We start from the raw sequence: 22,100 nt of genomic DNA, 5'->3' as shown, positions 1-22,100 counted from the left end.
TGAGAACTTGATCTGAATGCAACGGCGGGTGATTGATTCGGATCTTAAGGAGAGAGCAAAGTCCGCCAGGAAGTCAAACAAGGATGTCGATCGACGAGAAATTTCGCGTGCCAAGACGGCGAGCCGCGATCGTGGCAGTTGGCGAGACAAGCGAAGCTTTGTTGTTGCGTGGAATTCTCGAAAGCCTCGGAGCCGTCGTCACGTTGCATCAGCCGGCTACTCCGGAAGATTTCCTGCTCGTCCTAGGACAAGGCGCCGCCGCGCCTCGTCACATCGTCATTTCTGCGCATGGCGATGAGAATGGTTTCGTCCTTGGAGATTTCGGCCCCGGAATAGACACGACTTCTCTGGTTAGAGGATCAATGCCCGCGAGTGCGATTGCCGGATGCATCGACCTACCAGGAAAGATCGTAGTCAGCACGGCTTGTGCAACTGGCGGCCCAGCATTTGCCAAGGCGTTCCTCGATGGCGGTGTGGCAACCTATATCGCCCCGAGCGGCTATCCGGAGGGGTGCGATACGCCGCTGTTTGCCCACCTCTTGTTTCATGCGCTTCTCGCGGGAGATGTTGCACCCGCGACTGCACTCGCCCGCATCCGCGATTACGATGATGCCTATCGAACTTTTGCGATTTATCCGACGAGAGCCGAATAAGCGTTTGCGATGCAAGCGCTCGCGTTGCATCACGCCGTGACGCTAGGCAGCTGTTTCGCTCTTGCGGCTCTGGCGCTTACGCTCGTTCGGGTCGAGCCAGCGCTTGCGCAGGCGGATCGACTTCGGCGTCACCTCGACGAGTTCTTCGTCGGTGATGTAGCTCATTGCCTTTTCGAGCGTCAGGCGCATCGGCGGCGTCAAAAGCACGGCGTCGTCCTTGCCCGAGGCGCGGACGTTGGTCAGCTTCTTGCCCTTGACGACGTTGACTTCGAGGTCGTTCTCGCGCGAGTGCTCGCCGACGATCATGCCCTCATAGACGCGGTCCTGCGGGTTGACCATGAAGGGCCCGCGATCCTGCAGGTTGAAGATCGCGTAGGCGACGGCTTCCCCGGGGCTGTTGGAAATCAGTACGCCGGTGCGGCGTCCGGCAATTTCGCCCCGGTACGGCTTATAGGCGTGGAAGAGCTTATTCATGATGCCGGTGCCGCGCGTGTCGGACAGAAGCTCCGACTGATAGCCGAGAAGGCCGCGCGTCGGCACGTGGAACACCATGCGCGTGCGCCCGCCGCCCGACGGCCGCATCTCGAGAAGATCGCCTTTGCGCTCGGAGAGCTTTTGCACGACGACGCCCGTATAGTTGTCGTCGACGTCGATGATCACTTCCTCGATCGGCTCCGTGCGCTGGCCGGTTTCGGCATCGGTTTCGAACACGACCTTCGGCCGCGAAACCGTAAGCTCGAAGCCTTCGCGGCGCATGTTCTCGATCAGGATCGCAAGCTGAAGCTCGCCGCGGCCCGAGACGATGAAGCTGTCGTTGTCTTCGCTTTCGTCAATGCGAATGGCGATGTTGCGCTCGGCTTCCTTGAACAGGCGATCGCGGATGACGCGGCTCTGAACCTTGTCGCCTTCCTGTCCGGCAAACGGCCCGTCGTTGATGCGGAACGTCATCGAGAGGGTCGGCGGATCGACCGGCTGCGCGGGAAGCGGTTCGGTGACGGACGGATCGCAGAGCGTGTCGGCAACGTTCGCGAGGCTCATGCCGGCAAGCGCGATGATGTCGCCGGCGCCGGCCGATTCAACCGGGGTGCGTTCGAGGCCGTGGAAGGCCAGAACCTTTTGAACGCGGAAAGACTCCAGAACCTTGCCCTCGCGATCGAGCGCCTTGAGTTGCTGGTTCGGCTTGACGGTGCCGGAGGTGACGCGGCCTGTCAGAATTCGGCCGAGGAACGGATCGGCGTCGAGCGTCGTCGCGAGCATGCGGAAGGGGCCGTCATCGACGGGCGGCGGCGGCACATGCTCGAGGATGAGATCGAACATCGGCGCCAGATTTTCCTGCGGACCCGAGGGATCGCGCGCCATCCAGCCGTTGCGGCCGGACCCGTAAAGAACCGGGAAGTCGAGCTGCTCGTCGGTCGCGTCGAGGTTCGCGAAGAGGTCGAAGACTTCGTTCAGGACGTCGAGGTGGCGTTCGTCCGGGCGGTCGATCTTGTTGATTGCAACGATCGGGCGGAGGCCACGCTTCAGGGCCTTCGAGACGACGAACTTCGTCTGCGGCAGCGGGCCTTCCGAAGCATCGACGAGCACGATGACGCCATCGACCATGTTGAGGATACGTTCGACCTCGCCGCCGAAATCGGCGTGGCCCGGGGTATCCACGATGTTGATGTGGGTGCCTTTCCACTCGACGCTGGTGCACTTGGCAAGAATGGTGATGCCGCGCTCGCGTTCGAGGTCGTTGGAATCCATCGCGCGCTCGGCAACCTTCTGGTTTTCGCGGAAGGAGCCGGATTGCTTCAGAAGCTCGTCGACGAGTGTCGTCTTGCCATGGTCGACGTGCGCGATGATCGCGATGTTGCGAAGGGCCATTTTAAACCTGAAGTTATGGAGGTGCGCCGCGGGCCGTGCCACTGCAACGCAATATTGGCTCGCACCTAGCACGGCGACACGGCGCTGGGCTAGGCGGCATGGGAAAATCTAGGGTGCGGCTTATCAGTATTGAAGCGCAACACGGCGCAATTTGGCACGGAATTTGTTCGGTATTGCCGCATCTTCGAGCGGCGCGCCGGGATTGGGCGCATATTCAACCCGGCCGTTCAACCGTTCCGGATCGGTGAAGCTATCGAACCGCGGTCTCGTCGGCTTTGCTCAGATTTTCTTCCTCGGCCCTGAGCGTTGTCAGAAATCCGTCAATATCGGGTCGCGGCGAGGGTTCGCGTTTCAGGCGCCGGCGCTGATTTTCCTCGACGACCATCGCCGAGACGGCAGCACCCGGGGTCTTCAGACGCCGGCTTCCTGGGATCAGCAGTGGATGCTGCGGCTCCTCGAGGTCGAGTTCCTCAAGGAAGGTTTCGCGCAGCGCATTGAACGCTTGCAGGATGGCATCGCGAACGAGCGCCTTTTTCTCATTCGGCACTTCGGGGTTGAGGCGCGGATCGAGCGTTTGCAAGGCGCGGCGCATGTCGTGCAGCGGCGCGTAGGGGTAAAGGCCGATCAGGCCATCGGTTTCGCCGGCATTGCGGTAGACGATGCGCATCGTGTCGATCGTCTCGCTGATCCGGTAGTACGCGGCGAGATAATCGTCGGTTGCAAGATAGGGCTTCTCGCACGTCGACAGCAGGACGGATTTCGTGCGCACGATGTTGCGCCATTCCTCTTCGAGGCTTTCGACGAATTTCGAGCGTTTCTGGAAAACGTCAGAAATATAAGCGACACCGCCTGTCGCAATGAGCAACGACATGTCGCGCATGAATTCGTAGACGTTGTTGGCGGCGGCGATAACGAAAGGCGGCAGGCCCGGTATGTCGTTCGCGAACTTTGATGCGAGCAACAGAAGCAGAACCGCTCCAAGCAACACGTAGAGCCGCGAGAGGGTGCGACTGACCGAGACGCGGGTCATGACAATTGAAACTCCGGCACGAGCGCTAAGCCCGAGAGATATGCCCGGAGAAGCCGGACATTTGCAAATGTCGTGTGCTAATTATTTCCCGCGTCTTGTGGCGCTTTCAGGATCGACCAGTTGATGATCGCGATCTGAGCGCCGATCAAGAGCATCACGAGGCTGATGCGCAAGCCCATGAAGGCGCTCCACACGCCGACAAGGACGCCGAGCAGGGCAATCGTCTTTATGGCGGCCCTATCGGGCAGCATTGCGCCGAGCATGGCGCGATAGATCCGGCCGCCGTCGAGCGGGAAGGCAGGCAACAGATTGAAGATGAGCATGGCGAGGTTGATGCTGGCGAGTGTCAGCGCAGCTTGCAATTTCCACGGGCTATCGGCGAGCCAGGGTGCTGGGTCAATCGGGCCGAAGCGTCCGGTGCTGCCGATTTCCGGTTGGCCGAGGGCATTCCAGCACAGAAGGAAAATGAGGCCGTTGGTCAGGGGCCCTGCAAAAAGGATGATGATGTTCGCAAGCTTGGACGGCGGCGGCTTTAGCATGCGCGCGTAGCCGTAGAATCCGCCGACAAGGATTTCGCCGACCGGAACGGAGAATAGCCGGGCAAGGATCGCGTGTCCGAACTCGTGCAGCAGCACCGAGAAGAATACGCCCGCCACGAGAACAGAAAAGACCAATGGAGATTGCTCTAGGGTGCCGAACAGGAATAGCGGCACCAGAGCGAACGTTATGTCGACCTTGACGGGAATTCCGGCGACGCGAAAGATTTCCAATCTCGGCGTGTCGGCAACATAATTCATGTCAGCCTGCCAAACCGCCGAGTGGAAAAATGCTTTAGTCCCTCATCGTCCGGCGTTTACTCGGCTTGCCGGATGGAGAACTTGATCGAGTCCTTCTTAAGGTTGCTGAACTCGACGGTAAATGGTCCGGATTCCAAATTAAAGCGGAGTGTCTTTCGGACGCCATCGCAATCGGATTTGCCGCTGTGGGCCGTCGGCTTCAAGGGCTTGCCGTTCTGGATGACGTCAATCCACCCGGGGGATTGGAGCGTGATCTGATACAAGCCAGGTGCGCTGCCGGCACTCTCGAAATCGACGATACCGCCGTAGACGTCGCCTTCCGGCTTCATCCTGCCGGTCGGCGCAACGGGAAAGACCACGGCGCTCATCGGTTCGAGCGAAAGTGCCATGGCTTTTGCCGGCGGCGAGGCAAGTTTCGCGCCGGACTTCAAGGCGTCGCTGTCCGAAGCCTTCATCCATTGCAGTTCGGTCTTGATCGGCCAGGGGAAGCTATCGCAGCCCCCGGTTTCGGCAGCAAAACCCGTCGTTGTCGCTGCCAACACCAGGGTGCAGACCGCGACGGGCAACAACGCGCATTTTCTCATAATCAGCCCACCATCACCATTACGTCGGTCGCTTTGATAACGGCTGACGCCGTCATGCCTTTGACGAGACCGAGATCGTCGACCGCCTCGTTGGTGATCGACGCCGTTACGATGGTGCCGTTGCCGACATCAATTCGAACGTGGGACGTCGTCGCGCCCTTGTGGACGTCGACGATCGTTCCTTTGATGACGTTTCTCGCGCTGATTTTCATGAGAACTCCTCTTCGTCAGAAGCGAGCTCGGACATTAGCGAACAACTGGCGGCCTGGCTCGGGGAAACCATCGGCTAGTGAATAATTTTCATCCAGCAAGTTCATTGCGCCAATTGCAATTGTGGTGCCTTCGGTGAACGCATATTCGGCCTGGAAGTTAACCAGGGCATAGGCGCCGAGTTCAATGTAGTTCGGCTTGCCGGTGTAGCCGCTCGTCTTGCCGCAGTTGCCGGTCGCGTTAGTTTGGCCAGTCGTATTCACCAGCGTCGATGCGCAGCTGGTGACGAGGGCCGTGCGGTCGGTCGCGAGTTCGACGCTTGGCGTCAGCGTCAGCCTGTCTGTCGCCTTCCAGGCAAGATAGATGAGAGCCTTGTGCCGCGGCGTGCCTTCGAGCTGCGTGGCAGCGACGGAATTGTATTCCGTTGTCGTCGAACCCGGGGCGAGCGTTGCCGAGTCAAAATCGAGGTGGCGTTCTAAATACGTATAGTTGCCGCCGAGCCGCAGGCCGGGCATCACGTCCCAGTCTGCCGAGAGTTCGAAGCCGTAGTTATAGCCATCGGCGTTGAAGCCGATGATCGAGTTCTTGCTGTTGGCGCCGCCCGAGAAAGCATTCTGGATGCTGTCGTCGATGTTGGCATAGAAGATCGCCGACGAGACGTGGACGTTGCGGAACACGGTATCGCTGATGCCGATTTCGTAGTTGGTCGCGCGTTCGGGTGCGATATCGGGGTTGGCCGTCTTGGAGCCAAAGCGCGTGCTGTAGCGCTCGAACAGCGTCGGGAAGCGAGTGCGGCTCGATACATCGGCGTGAACCTTGCCGGTGTTGCTGTAGCTGTAGATGGCGGCGGCTTGCCAGTTCCAGGCATCGATGTCGGGCTTATCGGTGCTGCCGTTAGCGTCGAGAACCTGGTTCGTGTCGTAGCTCGCACCTGTCACGATATCGAGCCAGCGCGTTGCGTGAAACGTGTTCTCAAGAGCGAACGACCATGTCTCTTCGGACTGCCGTTTCGCGGGATCAAGGCTGACGGTGTAGGTCGGCACATATTTGTAGTTGATGCTCTGCTCGTTGTGGAAGTCGCGACGGAAGTGGATCGCGCCCTTCAACGTGTTCATCGGAATTAGGTCGGTGCCCATTTCGACGAAGCCGCCGTACGAATAGTCGTCATAGGGGCTGTCGGTGAATTGGTTCGTGTAGGTTGCGTTCGGATAGAACGAGATCGAGTTTTGGAAGGTATTATAGAAGGCGTTGGTCTTGATATACGATACGTCGCCGAGCTTCGTCTTCGACAACCACGATAGCGATGACGTATCCCATTGCGGCCAATCCCAATAGCGGACCGTGTTGCCGTTGAAGTAGCCCTGCACAATCTGACGTTCGACGCTCAGCGGTGCGCCTTTTTCGCCCTGCTGATTGGTGTAGTTGATGCTGTATTCGTCGGTCGCGTTCGGCGTGAGGCCGACTTTGGCGTTGATGCGCCAATCGCGGAAATCAGAATTGTCGCGCTCGCCTTTCTGCTGATAGGGGAAGCCCGCCGCGACGCCCTGGTTATAGCCAAGAGTCGAGGAATTGGCGGGCGTGAAATCGTGCGAAAGATTGAAGTGGTCCTGGTCGACGATGTTGCCGCTGACTTGGGCATAGTAGCCCTTCTGACGCGTACCGGCGTAAGCGTAAGCATTCCAGGAATTGAGGCTGCTGAGGTCGCCATCGGTGACGAGACCCGTGCGGCCCTCGAGTTCGATTTCCTTCGTCGGCTTGCGGCTTACGAGGTTGATCGCGCCGCCTTCGCCTCCGGGACCGTTCAGGACCGAGACGTAGCCTTTTGCAACCTGGACTTCCGCAAGGTCAGGCGTCAGGAAGCGGCTGAAATCCAGCCGGTTATCGGCCGGCAGATAAACGCGCACGCCGTCGATCGACAAAGGTACCTGGTAGCGATTGAAGCCGCGCACGAAGATATCTTTTTCGTTGCGGCTGCCGCCGGAGTTGGTCGACGACACGCCCGGCAACAGGTTGACGGCCTGATCGAGCGAGTTCTTGTTGAACGTCCACATCGCCTCGTTGGTGACGGTGCTGCCGCCGATCATGTCGATCTGGCCGAGCGTAAATATGCCGGTGCCGATGGCTGGGCCACCTGATGCTGCGCCGTTCGGACCTGTGCCTTCTGCAGAACCTTCGCCTGCTTCGGCGGTGTTTGCTTTCGCGTTGCCGGACGTGGAGGCCTTCACAACTTGTGGGGCAGACTTCGGTTGAGCGCGGCGGCCAAGCGGTTCGGTCGGCGACTGCACGACGACAGGCGGCAGAACCGAGGCCTCGTCGGCTGTTACGTCACCACCTGGCGTCAACGCTTGTTGAGCTTCAGCTTGATACGGTTCGACCGCAACAACGCACACGGCCGCTATGGCGGCCAATGTAATCCGCGACATCTTCCCCCCGATTTGCCTTGAACGGCGCCCCCGCGCCGTTGGTCTCGTTATAGTCCAAAAGCTATATAGCCATATGGCTATAACTGAGTGCAAGCGTAAATCGTCGCACCGATTTTCGCGGTGCGACAACGCTCATTGGCAGGAAGTGGAATTTATTCGTCGCTCGTTATCTCGATGAGATGACGCAAACGTCGCCGCTCAGATGATGCTCTTGGCGTAGAGATCGGTGCGGCGATCGCGGAAGAATCCCCACTCGGCACGATACGTTTCGACGAGGTCGAGATCGAAGGTATGGACGAGGACGCCTTCGTCTTCGGCACCGAATTTCTCGACGAGTTCGCCGCGGTGATCGCTGATGAAGGAGTGGCCGTAGTACTTCTGCTTCACGCCGTCGTTGTCTTCCTCGCCGATGCGATTGGCTGCAACGATCGGCACGGAATTCGAGACGGCATGACCTTGCATCGCGCGCTGCCATTGCAGGTGCGTGTCGAGCGAGGGATCATAAGGTTCCGATCCGATTGCCGTCGGATAGAACAATATCTCGGCGCCTTGGAGAACCATGGCGCGCGCGGTTTCCGGATACCATTGATCCCAGCAGATGCCGACGCCGATCCTGCCGTGCTTCGTGCTCCATGTTCTGAAGCCCGTGTCGCCGGGGCGGAAATAATACTTTTCCTGGTAGCCTGGACCGTCGGGGATGTGGCTCTTGCGATAGACGCCGAGGATTTCGCCATCGGCGTCGGCGATGGCAATGCTGTTGTAATAGCGCGGACCGTCCTTCTCGAAGAACGAGATCGGGATGACGACCTTCAGCGACTTCGCGAGGTCGCGCAGTGCGATCACTGCCGGGTGCTCCATCACCGGATGGGCGGTATGAAACCACTTCGGCTCCTGGCGCGTGCAGAAGTAGATACCTTCGAACAACTCGGACGGCAGAATGACTTCCGCACCGCGTCCCGCGGCCTCGCGAACGAAGGCCTCGGTCTTGGCGATGTTCTCTTTGATGTTGTGGCCGTAGGACGTTTGAATGCTGGCCACCGTGAGCGAGCGTCGCGCCATCTACAGGGGCTCCTGTTGTGTGATGCAATGGAATGATCCGCCGCCGGCCGTTCCGCAGCCGAGCAAGCCACGGGACGAAACGCCGACAACCGCGCGGGTCGAAAAAACGGCCTGCAAAGCCTGTAGGGCATCGGCTTCGGTTGCAGTTCCGTAAATCGGCACGACGACAACGTCGTTGGCGATGATGAAATTCATATGAGACGCGGGCGAGATTTCGCCAAGAGCATTGCGGTAGAGGCCAACGCCCGGGATGCGCACGACTTCAAGTCTGCGGCCCATCGCATCCGTCGCGCTTTCAAGGCTCGCCGCAATGGCGTTCAACGTTTCAGCGTTCGGATCGTCGGGACCGGCGGGCGCCTGGCAGACAACACGGCCGGGCGCGACGAAGCGCGCGATGTTGTCGACGTGGCCATCGGTGTGGTCGTTCTTCAGGCCTTCATCGATCCAGATGACTTTCTTCGTGCCGAAGGCTTCGGCAAGCGCCTGCTCGGCGGCTTCCTTCGTCCAGCCGTTGCGGTTGGGGTTGAGCAGCGTCTGCTGCGTGGCGAGGATGGTGCCTTCGCCGTCATGATCGACAGCGCCGCCTTCGAGCACGAAATCGAAGCGGCGGATGTCTGTTTTCGCAAGCTCGGCGACGTCGTCGCCGACCGTTGCGTCGTCGGGAAGATCGTACTTGCCGCCCCAGCTGTTCGTCTTGAAGCGGAGGGCGACCGCGTCCTTGCCGGCGCGCGCGAAGATCGGGCCCGTATCGCGGAGCCAGATGTCGCCGTACTTCGCCGGAATGACTTCAGCGGTGTTGCCAAGCGCGGCAATGGCCGAGTTTCTGGCTTCTTCGCCGTTGACGAGAAGGCGGACCTTGTTGCCGGCGATGCCGAGCGCGCGAATAAGCGCCGCCACGTCGCGGCGGGGCGTCTCGAGGTCGCCCMGCCACTCGTCTGGATCGGCCGGCCATGCGGTCCAAATCGCCTTCTGAGGCGCCCATTCGGCGGGCGTCACCACCGGCGTTCCGTCAGCCGCAACCTTCATTCTCTGGTCCTCGCAATTTGCGTTTCGAAACGCATTCATCATCCGAGCACGCGATGTCGTGGATCGGGACCCGGTCGTCAAGGCCGGAGATGTATCAGGGCGAAAATTGCGCAGGCCGGGCGGTCATGCAAACGATCATGACACTGGTGCGACTGCCGAAATGGGGAATGGGCCGACAGAAAGAGTAAATGCGGCCACGACAGGCGCCGTGGGGCGGGTCGTAGACGGAATCGAAGCTCAAACCAAAGACGGGAACGACTGGCCGACGAACGGGCGCGTGCCGAGTTAAACGCCCTGACGCCGTCGGGGCGAATCGCTCCCGCTCAAGCGAGCATAAGCTCATTATTCTCTAAAGTCGCTTTAAATCATCAGACAACGTCTTATTTCGTCCATCGCGATGGTGTGCGCGACGCGACGAACAGACAGAGATTTAAACGCGCTTTCCGAATATCGTCGCGAACAGTCCGACGACGATCGCAGCCGGTATGAGGACGAGAGCGATCGCTCCGATCGTCACGGCGAGGCCGAACATCAGAAAGGCCATGACGGCGAACAGAAGGATTGCCGCCAGGAATATAACGATTTTGACGACCCATTCCCGCCAGCCGGTGAGCACTGTCGTCTCGCCGTTTCTCGTGATGACGATCATGATCTCATTCCCTGTTTCACACCCGGTTCGGTATGCAATGCCGTTACGGAACGCGCGCGGCCATGGCGTCGGCGATTTCCTGGGATCCTTGGATAACGATATTCGCGCCACATGCTTTGAGGTGCGTCACCTCGGCGTCTGAGTGACCTCTCGCGATGATCGGCAGCTCGGCATTCGATGCCCGTGCCTGCGCCACGATCTGTCCGGCTTCGAAGCTGTCGGGAATGGCGACGAGCAGGCACCTCGCCTGTTGCAGATTGGCAAACGTGAGAAGGGCGACGCCGTTGCCCGCGACCGCTTCAACCTTTTTTTCCTTGAGCTTGTTCACGATGTCATCGTTCTCGTCGATCACGTACATCGATAAGCCTCGTCGTTGCAGCATTCCCCCGATGGGAAATCCGACGCGGCCATAGCCAATCAATATGGCGTGGTCCTGCAACATTGTCTTTTCGATTTTGACGGGCGGTGCCGGCGCGGGCGTAGCGTCGGCCTGCTCGCGCTTTTCGAGCTTCTCCTGATAGCGGTCGAGCGCGAAGAACAGCAGTGGGTTCAGCATGATCGAGCCAATGGCGCCCGCCAGGACGAGTTCGCGGCCGAGGTCAGGCAAGACGCCGAGTGTCACGCCCAAGCCAGCGAGAATGAAAGAGAACTCGCCGATCTGAGCGAGGCTGACGGAAATCGTGAGTGCGGTCGTGGCGGGATATCCAAAGGCGCGAACAATCGCGTAGGCTGCCACCGATTTGCCGACGATGACGATCGTCAGTGTCGTCACGACGGCAAAAGGATCGCGGAGGAGAATGGCCGGATCGAACAACATGCCGACCGAAATAAAGAACAGCACTGCAAAGGCATCGCGCAGCGGCAGCGTTTCAGATGCCGCCTGCTGACTGAGCGTCGACTCGCTCAGGATCATGCCGGCAAAGAAGGCGCCGAGTGCGAACGACACGCCGAATAGCTTTGCCGCTCCAAAGGCCGTTCCGAGCGCAATCGCGAGCACGGCCAGGCGGAACAGTTCTCGAGACCCGGTATGGGCAGCGTAGTGCAAAATCCATGGAATGACGCGGCGGCCAGCGATAAGCATCAAAGCGACGAAGGCGGCGATCTGGAGTACCGTTACCGCAAAGGTCTTTAGAAGATCGAAGTTCTCAGCATGGTTCGCCGAGATGTCCGTTGTGGCGACGCCAAACAGTGGAAGCAGCGCTGGCAGCAGAACCAGCGTCAGCACCATCACGATGTCTTCGACGATGAGCCATCCGACAGCGATGCGGCCACGCTCGGTATTGAGAAGCCGTCTCGCCTGCATCGCTCGGAGCAATACGACTGTGCTTGCGACGGAGAGCGCGAGGCCCATGACGATGCCGGCGCCGAGCTGCCAACCGAGGTAATGTGAAAGCCCTACTCCGAGCAGTGTCGCGACGAAAATCTGCACGACGGCGCCCGGGATAGCGATTTTCCGGACGGACCAGAGATCTTTCAGCGAGAAATGCAGGCCTACGCCGAACATCAACAGGATGATGCCGACCTCGGCGAGTTCGGAGGCGATGTTTTGATCGGCAACAAATCCCGGTGTTCTGGGACCTAGTGCGACGCCTGCAAGAAGGTATCCGACAAGAGGCGAGGCGCGGAGACGCTGTGCTATCGCTCCAAACAGGAAGGCCAAACTCAGGCCGACGACGATCGTGGCAATAAGAGGTGTCTCGTGGGGCATGTATCCTGCTTCCGCCGGAGGGAGGCAGTACTTTTGACCACGATCGTCGTAATTTCAACCTTCGGACCATCTCGACGCTTCGCGCGCGTCTGAGATGGTCACATCGAGGGAACCAAGTCTTATGACTTGTTGCGCTGTCCAAGGGTGCGCAAGCGCAGAGCGTTGAGCTTGATGAAGCCTTCTGCGTCCTTCTGATCGTAGGCGCCCTTGTCGTCCTCGAACGTCACGAGTGTCGGCGAATAGAGCGACTTCGCGCTTTCACGGCCGATGACGATGACGTTGCCCTTGTAAAGTTCGAGGGTCACGTCGCCTTCGACGTTTTCCTGGCTCTTGTCGATCAGCGCCTGCAGCATCTCGCGTTCCGGCGAGAACCAGAAGCCATTGTAAATGAGCTCGGCGTAGCGCGGCATGATCTCGTCTTTGAGATGAGCCGCGCCGCGGTCGAGTGTCAGGCTTTCGATGGCGCGGTGAGCCGCAAGCAGGATCGTGCCGCCGGGCGTCTCGTAGACGCCACGCGATTTCATGCCGACGAAACGGTTCTCGACGAGATCGATGCGGCCGATGCCGTTGTCGCGTCCGAGATCGTTCAGCGCTTTCAGAAGCGTCGCGGGCGAGAGCTGCTTGCCGTCGATCGAGACGGGGTCCCCCTTGACGAAGCCGATCTTGATCGTCGTCACCTTGTCGGGCGCGCTCATCGGCGAGATCGTGCGCTGGTAGACGACCTCGGGCGGTTTCTTCGCCGGGTCTTCGAGAACTTTGCCTTCGGACGACGAGTGCAGAAGGTTGGCGTCAACCGAGAACGGGCTCTCGCCTTCCTTGTCCTTGGCGACGGGAATCTGGTTCCTGCGGGCGAAGTCCAGAAGGTCTTCGCGGCCCTTGAATGTCCACTCACGCCAGGGCGCGATGATCTTGATGCCGGGTTCTAAGGAATAATAGCCGAGTTCGAACCTGACCTGGTCGTTGCCCTTGCCGGTGGCACCATGGCAGACGGCGTCGGCGCCGACTTTGCGGGCGATCTCGATCTGCTTTTTCGCGATCAGCGGGCGAGCGATGGACGTGCCGAGCAAATAAACGCCTTCGTAGACGGTGTTGGCGCGGAACATCGGGAAGACGAAATCGCGAACGAATTCCTCGCGCAGGTCTTCGATGAAGATGTTTTCTTCCTTGATGCCGAGCATCAGGGCTTTCTTGCGGGCGGGCTCCAGCTCTTCGCCCTGGCCGAGATCGGCGGTGAACGTCACGACTTCGGCGCCGTAGGTCTCCTGCAGCCACTTGAGGATGATCGAAGTGTCCAATCCGCCGGAATAGGCGAGAACGACCTTTTTCACGGACTTCGGCGCGGCGCTCATGGGAGATCTGGCTTTCGAATTTTGAATGGGTGGAAATCGCGCGGCACTATAGGGTCGGCGGCGCTGCCTGCAAGTACGGTTGATGCCATATCACGACATGTCGCAATTGGCCTTAACTCTTGTGACGGCAGGCATGACAGCGAGGAAGCGCAATGAAGCCGACTGTCGTTTTCTGGTACGAGTTCGCATCGACCTACTCTTACTTGAGCGCGATGCGGATCGAGGCGACGGCCGCCGAGGCCGATGTGGTCATCGATTGGAAGCCATTTCTGCTCGGGCCGATTTTCAAATCTCAGGGTTGGGATACCTCGCCTTTCAACATTTATCCGGCGAAGGGCCGTTATATGGTGCGCGACATCGAACGAACGGCGTCGGCACGCGGACTTCCCTTCCGGATGCCGTCGTCGTTTCCCGCCAATGGTTTGAGAGCCGCACGCCTTGCGATCGCGGCGCGAAGCCAGGGCGCGGACGCAGCCTTCAGCCGTGCGGTTTTTGCGGCGGAGTTCGGCAAGGGCTTAGACATTTCCGATGACGACGTGTTGACGGACTGCCTGACGACGGCCGGTCTCGACGCGGATGACGTTCGCCGGCTCAGCACGGACGTTGCCGTCAAGTCGGAGCTGCGCGCCAATACGGAGGAGGCGCAGGCGTTCGGGGTTTTCGGTGCGCCGAGTTTCAGCACGCAGGACGGCGAACTGTTCTGGGGCGACGACCGGCTGGAGCAGGCTTTGGCGTGGGCGCGGAAGAGAGCACCCCGCTGAAGGTGGCCGGATTTTCAAAGGCTTCGAAGGTGATCCGCGCCCTGATCAGCGTACGCTCATTTCCACCATTTGTGGCCCAAATGCCGCGTATTAACCGTATCAACCGTTTCCGTGCCGCATCAAACTCATGAACATAAAAAAGGCGTCGCGGGGGTGTTTGCGGTGTTTCTGTCCCGCATCAGCTGATACAAGCTTGGGAACTAATCTCATCGGGGGAGAGCGGCCGTGATCAGGTCGATTCGCATCGTCGGGAATCTCGTGTGGTTCGGTTTGCTTGCCGGGGCGCTGGCACTACCGCTCGCGGCTGAAGAAATTACCGTCACGATCCCGCCAGACGATCCGCCGGCGCAAGCGGAACCCGCTGCCCAGCCAGCACAGCCCGCTCCTCAGCCGGCCGCTGCGGCGCCGCTTCCCGCATTCACGCCGAAAGCGCAGCTGCAAAAATCAGCCGACAGCAGCACGGATGCGGCGGCGCCGCCGGCTGCTCCGGTCAAACACAAGAAAAAGGCGGCCGCTGCGACCGCCGCCGATGCTTCTTCGGCTGCTCCTGCCGCCGCTGCGGCTCCTGAAGCGACGGCTCCGGCTGCCGATGGCGCGGCAAAGCCTGCCGAGAAGCCAAAGACCGCGAAAGCCGCTTCGCCTTGTCTCAATCTCGATGAGAACGCTTGCGGCGGAAACAGTCTATGCGTCTGGGTTGCAGCCGGAACCAATGACGCGGGCAAGGCGACGAAGGCCCGGTGCCGTTCGCTCGCCATGCTGAAAAAGGAAGAAGCGAAAGGTAAAGCCAAGGCGGCGGCAAAGGGCACAACGCCAGAAGTTCTGCCGTGGGCCGCCAATGGCGCAGCGGCGGCGCCTCCGTCTGCTGACGGCGCGGCTGCGGCAGCACCAGCCGCCGATGCAACCAAGCCCGCGAAGAAGACGAAGACTGCAGCGGTCAAAAAGACGCCGAAACCGAAGCCTGAAACGGTCAATGCAACACCGGCTCCGGCTGCCGCGCCGCCGGCTACGAGTGAGCAGGATGCCGCGCCCGCGGCAGCCGCTTCCGGATCAGCTACGGAGCCGGATCCGCAATAAGCGAGGCGTGATCGGGCTGGCCGAGGCGCCTTCCGGATGGAAGGCGACCGGCTCGATTGGGTTTGCGCGGTGTTCTCAGTGCAGATAGGTCGACCACGGTGGCCGTGGCGAGAAATGGCGATCCAGGGCGCGGCGGCCTTCGGCGTCTCCAAATACCAGCCGCCATTGCGTGCATGCGGCATCGGCCGCGTCCATCGCTGACGTGCTCGCACGTGCCGTCGGTGCGGCGACGGCATAGGGAACGCCGTAAGACAGCATCATCGCCATCATGGGTCCCTGATAAAGCGCCCACGGCGCCGTGCCCCAGAAGGCCGGAGCCGACGCTGGCCAAAACGCATCGCCGCCAGGAAAGACGCGGGAAGCGGCAACGGATTGCTGGGCTCCCGGCCAGTAGGCGAGCGAAGCGTTCGCCATCGCAAGCCATGCCTGCATGATTTCCGTTTGGACGGGGGAGGGTGTTCGAGCTACGGGCGTCCAGTCGCCGAACCAGGCCGGCCACGCCGGAGGTTCGGGAGTGTTCGGTTCGGGAGGCATCATTTCGTTATAGAGGCGCTTTTGGCAGGCCAATGCGGCCGCGAAAGACGCTTGTCCCATCTCGAACATGGCTTCCGTCGCTTTCTGCAGAAAGCGGAAATGCAGGGCGCAATCGAACAATTGACCAATCCCTCAAGCTCTTTCGAACCGTACCAGGGCTGCTGCATCGCAGCAACGCAGAAGCTGTTCTGCCGCAGGTTTGGTTAATCAACACTTCGCGAGGCGTTTGGTTCGCGGGTCGTGGAGTCGTCGGCCGAAGTGGTCTCGTGTCCCGGATCGGCCACCGGATTCCGCCTTGAAAATTTCAGGCGTTGCAGGAGCGGCTTGCGGAATCGCGCCTGCTCGATCTCAACCGGCTGTCTCGTGATGACGACTTCGGCGTCGCTCTCCGCTTTGCGTGCCGGTGGCCCAGCCTCGACTGGTACCGGCTCCGCCGCCGCCGCCGCTTCTCCCCAACCGTATGGCCGGCCTGCGAACTGGCCGGCGGCGAGCCAATAGAAGAAGCCGCCGAAAAAGCCGATCGTGAGGAATGCCTTGATGGCGTAATTGTTCAAGATCGTCGGCTGGCCGGCGACTTCACTTTGATATTGGGCGGTGAAGCCCAGCATCGCGATGGCGACGCCCGCGAACAGGTAGAATGTCAACGAGCGGACCGAGAAGACCTCGCTCAACAGCGCCACGATCAGCACGAAAACGGAGGCGAAAATTCCGAGGTGGGTCGCGGCGAGCAATGCGAGATCGAAGGTTTCGCTGGCGGTTTTCGGCAGACGCTCAAAGGGTTCGGTGAAAACCTCGACCGGCGTCGTGACGAAGAGAACGGTCACCAGGCCCGCAGCCAAGCTCGCGAGCACGAAGCCGAACAACACCCGCGCAAGCGTGCTGAGAAACCTTTGCACGACGATCCCCGTCCCCCTAACGTCCCATCCCGCGCGCAATGTACATAAGCGAGGGTCAGCCGCTCAAGCAGGAATAGTAGCAGGGCGACGCGTCAGCCTAGGGGTTTTGATTTGTCGCGTTTTCTTCACGCGAACCGGCATCCACTTCGCTTGAAAACGCTCCGGGTCAGCCGCCTTGCGAAAGAGCGTTTCGCGCACTCGCGGAGAGCTTCAGGCTCTCGGACCTAAGTTGCCCGCAGGCCGCAAGAATATCGCGGCCACGGGGCGTGCGGACGGGGCTCGCGTAGCCGGCGCGATTCACGACGTCGGCAAATCGCTCGATCGTCTCCCAATCGGAACACTCATAGCGGGTGTTCGGCCAGGGATTGAACGGGATTAAGTTGATTTTGGCCGGGATGCCCGAGAGGAGCTTCACGAGGGCCCGGGCCTCGGCGAGGCTGTCGTTGACGCCTTTCAGCATCACGTATTCGAACGTGATACGGCGCGCGTTCGAAAGCCCCGGATAGTTGCGGCAGGCTTCCATCAGCTCGGCGATCGGATATTTCCGGTTCAACGGAACGAGCTCGTCGCGCAACGCATCGTTCGTTGCGTGAAGCGAGATGGCGAGCATGGTGTCGGCTTCTTCGCCCCAACGCGGGATTTCGGGTACGACACCGGAGGTCGAGAGTGTGATGCGCCGCTTGGAGAGCGACAGGCCGTCGCCGTCGGAGGCAATCTCCATTGCGGCTTTGACGTTGTCGAAATTGTAAAGCGGCTCGCCCATGCCCATCAGCACGACGTTGGTGATCTTCCGCTCGCTTTGCGGAAGCAGGCGGCCATCGTCCGGACCTTTCGCGCCGGGCCAATCGCCGATGCGGTCGCGGGCCAGCATGATCTGGCCGACGATTTCTTCCGTTTCGAGATTGCGCACAAGCTTCTGAGTGCCGGTGTGGCAGAACGAGCAATTCAGCGTGCAGCCGACCTGGCTCGAAATGCAGAGCGTGCCGCGGTCGCTTTCGGGGATGTAGACGGTTTCGATTTCGGGCGCGCGGGCTTCGTGGCCGCGTTTGGGCAGCCTAAGAAGCCATTTGCGCGTGCCGTCGACGGAAATCTGCTCGGAGACGATCTCGGGACGGTCCAACGTGTACAGCTCTTCGAGCTGGCGGCGCAGGTCCTTCGACACGTCCGTCATGTCTTCGAAGCGGGTAACGCCGCGCACGTAGATCCAGCTCCAGAGCTGGCCGACGCGCATGCGAAGCTGCTTTTCGGGAACGCCGGCGGCCGCGAGCGCGACTTTCAAGCGGTCACGCGTCAGGCCCGCGAGCGAGAGCTTCGCGGCGGGCTGGTCGGTGTCGATCTTGAGTAAAGGCGCGGCGGTCATAGCGAAAACACAAGCTTTCGGTTCGGAAAGGGCCCTTTTACAGGCGTTTGCGGTCGATGGGTAGGATGCTGGATGCCGCGCTCATTCTCCCCTCCCCTTGACGGGGAGGGGACGGGGGCGGGGTGATGTCCGGGAAGGTAAATTTCTTCCAGTATGCGCCGGAGTTTAACCCCCACCCCTAACCCCTCCCCGCAAGGGGGAGGGGAAGGAAGCGACGAACCAGCTTGGCGAACGCTAAAGGATAAACCGGCTGAGATCGGCGTTTTTCGAAAGCGAGCCTACCCGTTCGCTGACGTAAGGACCGTCGATGAGTACGGTCTGCACGCCCCGGTCGGAGGCTTCGAAAGACACGTCATCGAGCACGCGTTCGAGCACCGTCTGCAGGCGGCGCGCGCCGATGTTCTCGACGGTCGAATTCACTTCGACGGCGGCGTCGGCAATGGCGTCGATGGCGTCCGGCCTGAATTCGAGCGTGACGCCTTCGGTCTGGAGCAGAGCGACCGACTGCCGGATGAGGCTCACCTGCGGCTCGGTCAGGATGCGTTTCATGTCTTCCCGCGTCAAAGCGTTGAGCTCGACGCGGATCGGCAAGCGCCCCTGCAGCTCGGGCAAGAGATCGGACGGCTTCGAGACGTGGAACGCGCCCGAGGCGATGAACAGGATATGGTCGGTCTTCACAGGCCCGTATTTCGTTGCGACGGTCGTGCCTTCGATCAACGGGAGAAGATCGCGCTGCACGCCTTCGCGCGAGACGTCGGCGCCACCGCGAACGCCGTCGCCGCGGGATGAAATCTTGTCGATCTCGTCGAGGAAGACGATGCCGTTGTTCTCGACCGCGGCGATCGCTTCGCCGGTGATCTGATCGCTGTCGATCAGCTTGTCGCTTTCTTCTGCGATCAGGATATCGAAGCTATCCTTGACAGTGACGCGCCGGGGCTTCGTTCGCTGTCCGAGCGCCTTGCCCAGCATCTCGCCGATGTTGATCGTCGCCATCGTGCCGCCCGGCATGTCGAAGGAGGGAATGGGCGACGACGTATCGGCGACGAGGATATCGATCTCTTTGTCGTTCAACTCGTTGTTGCGGAGGCGCTTGCGGAAGCTGTCGCGCGTCGCGGGTGACGCGCCGGAGCCGACGAGTGCATCGAGCACGCGTTCTTCCGCGGCTTTCTCGGCCTTCGCGCGCACGCCATGGCGCTTCGCTTCCTTGACGAGAGCGATGCCGACCTCGACGAGATCACGAACGATACTGTCGACGTCGCGGCCGACGTAACCGACCTCGGTGAATTTCGTCGCCTCGACTTTCAGGAACGGCGCGCCGGCAAGCTTTGCCAGGCGGCGCGAGATTTCGGTTTTGCCGACGCCGGTCGGGCCGATCATCAAAATATTCTTCGGCAAGACTTCTTCGCGAAGCTCGCCGGTCAGCTGCTGACGGCGCCAGCGATTGCGCAGGGCGATGGCGACGGCGCGCTTGGCGTCGCCTTGGCCGACGATGTAGCGGTCGAGTTCGGATACGATTTCGCGCGGTGAAAAGTTCGTCATTGTCTCGGTTCAGGAATATAGGGAGCTAGATGAGTTTTCTGCAGGCCCGGCAGCATGCGGTTTCTGATGGGATGCCAGAAGACGCCCAGAAACAGCACAAATGCGCCGACGACCCCGAGCGTCAGCACGAACGAGGACGAGCTGACTTCGCCGCCCGTTAGAGGACTGCCGCCGTTCAGCAGATCGTAGACGGCAACCGTGAAATAGAGGAGCGAAGAGACGAGCAGCGCGCGCCGGTCGATGGCGAGTGCGAAAAGGGCGAGGAAGAACACCGTCACAAGGATCGCTGCAGAGGTCGCGCCGCCGATCGTCGTGCCTTTGATCAAAAGGATGACCGGTGAGACGATCAGCGGCGCCGCCACGAGCTGCAGCCAGAAGGCACAATCGGAGAGGCGCGTCTGACGCTTCGGATCGCGGGCATCGTAGGCAAGCGCGACTGCGAGGACGACGAGGCCGTAGCCCAACGCGACGAACGAGGGGCCGATACCCGCAATCTGCAGCAGGCCCTTGCTGACGACGGCGTAGCCAAAGAAGGCGATCAAGGCGAGTGCGAAGGGGAGCCGGAAGCGCACGTAATAGATGATCGCGGCGATGAGGGCGGGCGTTCCGAACGTGAGCGATGGGTTTCGCCAGAACGCGAATTCGGAATCGACGCTCCAGTTCGACGAGCTGAAGCTCGTCCAGTGCATTTGAACGACGACGGCTGCGGCGGCGAAGGCGACAAACAGCACCGAGAGGACCATTCCGGGGAGCACGGCGCGGAGGCGCGCGACGAGAATTTCGCTCAAGATCCAGAATGTGACGGCGGCAAGCGCGAGCGTGCCGAACCAGCTCATGCCAAAGGTGCTTGCCGTCGAGCTGGCGATAAGGAACGCGCCGGCAACGAGCAGCACGCCGATCGTCAGGAAGACGTCGTTGAAGCCGTTCAGGAAGCGAAAGCGCTCTTCATCGGCAATAGCCGGTTCGCTGTCGGGTCCGACGCCCGCAGCGTCACGGCGCATGGCTTTCAGCTTCTCGGCCTGTGCCGCATCGATGACGCCGGCTTCGACCGCAGCCTTTAGGTCGTCAGGTGATAATGCGCTTGGCATCTGTCAGTCATCCGGCTGTTAGCTGTTGGTTTTTCGCTCGGCAAAGGCCCTTGATCCTTCGTGCCTGACGTTAGCCTGGCGCGTCGAGGGATTCGACGACGATGTTCTTGTTCGTATAGACGCAAATTTCGGCGGCAATGCTCATCGCCTTCCGGGCGATGGCCTCGGCGTCGAGGGGCTGGTCGATAAGCGCTCGGGCGGCGGCTAGCGCATAATTGCCGCCGGAACCGATGCCCGCGATGGCGTTTTCCGGTTCGAGAACGTCGCCGGTGCCGGTCAGAACGAGGGTGGTCGATGCGTCGGCAACGATCATCATGGCTTCGAGACGGCGGAGAAAGCGGTCGGTGCGCCAGTCCTTGGCTAGCTCGACCGCGGCGCGCGTCAGCTGGCCGGGGTACATTTCGAGCTTGGCTTCGAGGCGTTCGAAAAGGGTGAAGGCGTCAGCCGTTGCGCCTGCAAAGCCGCCGATCACATCGCCCTTGCCGAGGCGGCGGACCTTCTTGGCGTTGGCTTTGATGATCGTCTGGCCGAGGCTTACCTGACCATCGCCGGCAACTACAACCCGGCCGCCCTTGCGGACGGTGAGTATTGTGGTGGCGTGCCACGACGAATCGCCGGCATTTGGGCTCTGTTGGGTCATTTGTATCGCGTCAGTTAAGCTTTTGCGGGCAGGATGCAAGATAAGCCGGTCGCCTGCGGCCACGGGGCCGGTCAGCCACCCTTGGCCCAGCGGGCTACAAGCTGATAAACGCTCTCGCATGCGTCCGGCAAGCAGGCGCCCGGCAGGTAGATGGACGGCGATTAACGATTGGCGGGCGTCGGAGAGATTCACGTGAAGCAGCGGCAGGCCTCGATCACGCGCACGACCAAGGAGACAGAGATCTCCGCGACCGTCGATCTCGACGGGACGGGCGCTTACGACATTTCAACGGGTATCGGGTTTCTCGATCATATGCTGGAGCAACTCGCCCGGCATTCGCTGATCGACATCACGCTCAAGGCGAAGGGCGATCTGCATATCGACTTCCACCACACGGCCGAAGATACGGGCATCGTCATCGGGCAGGCCATTGCGAAGGCGCTCGGTGACAAGGCGGGCATCGTTCGCTATGCCGACGTGCATCTGCCGATGGACGAGACGCTGACGCGGGTCGCGCTCGACGTTTCCGGGCGGCCGTTCCTGATCTGGAAAGCCGAGTTCTCGCGGCCGAAGGTCGGCGAGATGGACACCGAGCTGTTTCGCGAGTGGTTTCAAGCCTTTGCCCAGAACGCGGGCATTACGCTGCACGTCGAAAACCTTTACGGCGAGAACAATCACCATATTGCCGAGACCTGCTATAAGGGTTTGGCGCGGGCGCTCAGGGCCGCTATTGCTCTCGACCCGCGGCAGGCGGGGCGCATCCCGTCGACGAAGGGCATGCTGCAGGGTTGATTTCGCGGCTTCCGGTTTTTAACGCCGGCGTTTGAAGGATAAGGATCGAGGAGTGTTGAGTT

The 22,100-nt window shown here is 60.7% G+C and carries 21 protein-coding genes; 4 read left to right on the top strand and 17 right to left on the bottom strand.

Annotated elements, in window-relative coordinates; all coding sequences use genetic code 11:
* The first annotated feature begins 83 nt into the window (after positions 1–83).
* Positions 84–653: a hypothetical protein gene (locus AB4Z24_RS11705; protein ID WP_441708343.1), complete on the top strand. Its 570-nt coding sequence runs from the start codon at positions 84–86 to the stop codon at positions 651–653.
* Between the two features lie 42 nt (positions 654–695).
* On the opposite strand, the gene typA is transcribed toward AB4Z24_RS11705, so the two are convergent.
* From typA to AB4Z24_RS11650, 11 genes are all read right to left on the bottom strand, one after another.
* Entirely contained in the window at positions 696–2,519 is a 1,824-nt protein-coding gene (gene typA / locus AB4Z24_RS11700; RefSeq protein ID WP_441708342.1) for a translational GTPase TypA, read from the bottom strand.
* A gap of 250 nt (positions 2,520–2,769) precedes the next feature.
* The gene (locus tag AB4Z24_RS11695) at positions 2,770–3,549 is read right to left on the bottom strand and encodes a hypothetical protein (protein WP_441708341.1); all 780 of its coding nucleotides are present in this window, start codon (positions 3,547–3,549) and stop codon (positions 2,770–2,772) included.
* 77 nt (positions 3,550–3,626) lie between these two features.
* Entirely contained in the window at positions 3,627–4,346 is a 720-nt protein-coding gene (locus tag AB4Z24_RS11690) for a site-2 protease family protein (RefSeq protein ID WP_441708340.1), read from the bottom strand.
* Between the two features lie 56 nt (positions 4,347–4,402).
* A complete protein-coding gene (locus AB4Z24_RS11685; protein ID WP_441708339.1) occupies positions 4,403–4,912 on the bottom strand; it encodes a hypothetical protein in 510 nt (169 codons plus the stop codon).
* 20 nt (positions 4,913–4,932) lie between these two features.
* Positions 4,933–5,142, bottom strand: a complete 210-nt coding sequence (locus AB4Z24_RS11680) for a TOBE domain-containing protein (RefSeq protein WP_290993993.1) — start codon at positions 5,140–5,142, stop codon at positions 4,933–4,935.
* Between the two features lie 15 nt (positions 5,143–5,157).
* Entirely contained in the window at positions 5,158–7,563 is a 2,406-nt protein-coding gene (locus tag AB4Z24_RS11675) for a TonB-dependent receptor plug domain-containing protein (RefSeq protein WP_441708338.1), read from the bottom strand.
* Between the two features lie 198 nt (positions 7,564–7,761).
* Positions 7,762–8,622, bottom strand: a complete 861-nt coding sequence (aguB, locus tag AB4Z24_RS11670) for an N-carbamoylputrescine amidase (protein WP_441708337.1) — start codon at positions 8,620–8,622, stop codon at positions 7,762–7,764.
* Positions 8,623–9,648, bottom strand: a complete 1,026-nt coding sequence (locus AB4Z24_RS11665) for an agmatine deiminase family protein (RefSeq protein ID WP_441708336.1) — start codon at positions 9,646–9,648, stop codon at positions 8,623–8,625.
* 430 nt (positions 9,649–10,078) lie between these two features.
* Entirely contained in the window at positions 10,079–10,297 is a 219-nt protein-coding gene (locus AB4Z24_RS11660; protein WP_441708335.1) for a hypothetical protein, read from the bottom strand.
* 43 nt (positions 10,298–10,340) lie between these two features.
* Positions 10,341–12,005, bottom strand: coding sequence for a YbaL family putative K(+) efflux transporter (gene ybaL / locus AB4Z24_RS11655; RefSeq protein WP_441708334.1), 1,665 nt, complete (start codon positions 12,003–12,005; stop codon positions 10,341–10,343).
* Between the two features lie 119 nt (positions 12,006–12,124).
* Positions 12,125–13,354, bottom strand: a complete 1,230-nt coding sequence (locus tag AB4Z24_RS11650) for an argininosuccinate synthase (protein WP_441708333.1) — start codon at positions 13,352–13,354, stop codon at positions 12,125–12,127.
* Between the two features lie 152 nt (positions 13,355–13,506).
* Between AB4Z24_RS11650 and AB4Z24_RS11645 the strand changes: the two genes are divergently transcribed.
* Both AB4Z24_RS11645 and AB4Z24_RS11640 read left to right on the top strand, forming a co-directional pair.
* Positions 13,507–14,115 (top strand): 2-hydroxychromene-2-carboxylate isomerase, encoded by a 609-nt coding sequence (locus AB4Z24_RS11645; RefSeq protein WP_441708332.1) that lies wholly within the window; start codon positions 13,507–13,509, stop codon positions 14,113–14,115.
* 225 nt (positions 14,116–14,340) lie between these two features.
* Positions 14,341–15,189 (top strand): hypothetical protein, encoded by an 849-nt coding sequence (locus AB4Z24_RS11640; RefSeq protein ID WP_441708331.1) that lies wholly within the window; start codon positions 14,341–14,343, stop codon positions 15,187–15,189.
* 75 nt (positions 15,190–15,264) lie between these two features.
* On the opposite strand, the gene AB4Z24_RS11635 is transcribed toward AB4Z24_RS11640, so the two are convergent.
* The 6 genes from AB4Z24_RS11635 to hslV all read right to left on the bottom strand — a co-directional run bounded on the left by AB4Z24_RS11635 (position 15,265) and on the right by hslV (position 21,246).
* Positions 15,265–15,843, bottom strand: coding sequence for a hypothetical protein (locus AB4Z24_RS11635; protein WP_441708330.1), 579 nt, complete (start codon positions 15,841–15,843; stop codon positions 15,265–15,267).
* Between the two features lie 83 nt (positions 15,844–15,926).
* A complete protein-coding gene (locus tag AB4Z24_RS11630; protein WP_441708329.1) occupies positions 15,927–16,619 on the bottom strand; it encodes a hypothetical protein in 693 nt (230 codons plus the stop codon).
* Between the two features lie 166 nt (positions 16,620–16,785).
* Positions 16,786–17,979 (bottom strand): 23S rRNA (adenine(2503)-C(2))-methyltransferase RlmN, encoded by a 1,194-nt coding sequence (gene rlmN, locus AB4Z24_RS11625; RefSeq protein WP_441708328.1) that lies wholly within the window; start codon positions 17,977–17,979, stop codon positions 16,786–16,788.
* A gap of 234 nt (positions 17,980–18,213) precedes the next feature.
* Positions 18,214–19,518 (bottom strand): ATP-dependent protease ATPase subunit HslU, encoded by a 1,305-nt coding sequence (gene hslU, locus AB4Z24_RS11620; protein WP_441708327.1) that lies wholly within the window; start codon positions 19,516–19,518, stop codon positions 18,214–18,216.
* Positions 19,515–20,606, bottom strand: coding sequence for a hypothetical protein (locus AB4Z24_RS11615; protein ID WP_441708326.1), 1,092 nt, complete (start codon positions 20,604–20,606; stop codon positions 19,515–19,517). Before AB4Z24_RS11615 ends, hslU begins: the two co-directional genes overlap by 4 nt.
* A gap of 70 nt (positions 20,607–20,676) precedes the next feature.
* Complete coding sequence (gene hslV / locus AB4Z24_RS11610; protein WP_441708325.1) at positions 20,677–21,246, bottom strand: ATP-dependent protease subunit HslV; 570 nt, start codon at positions 21,244–21,246, stop codon at positions 20,677–20,679.
* A 192-nt stretch (positions 21,247–21,438) separates the two neighbouring features.
* On the opposite strand from hslV, the gene hisB reads away from it, so the two are divergent.
* The gene (gene hisB, locus AB4Z24_RS11605) at positions 21,439–22,038 is read left to right on the top strand and encodes an imidazoleglycerol-phosphate dehydratase HisB (protein WP_441708324.1); all 600 of its coding nucleotides are present in this window, start codon (positions 21,439–21,441) and stop codon (positions 22,036–22,038) included.
* Positions 22,039–22,100: the final 62 nt, after the last annotated feature.

The organism is Hyphomicrobium sp. 2TAF46 (genome assembly GCF_052114865.1).
Lineage (GTDB): Bacteria > Pseudomonadota > Alphaproteobacteria > Rhizobiales > Hyphomicrobiaceae > Hyphomicrobium_B.
Note: the sequence above shows the minus strand (reverse complement) of the source record. Positions and strands in the feature narration are given on the sequence as shown.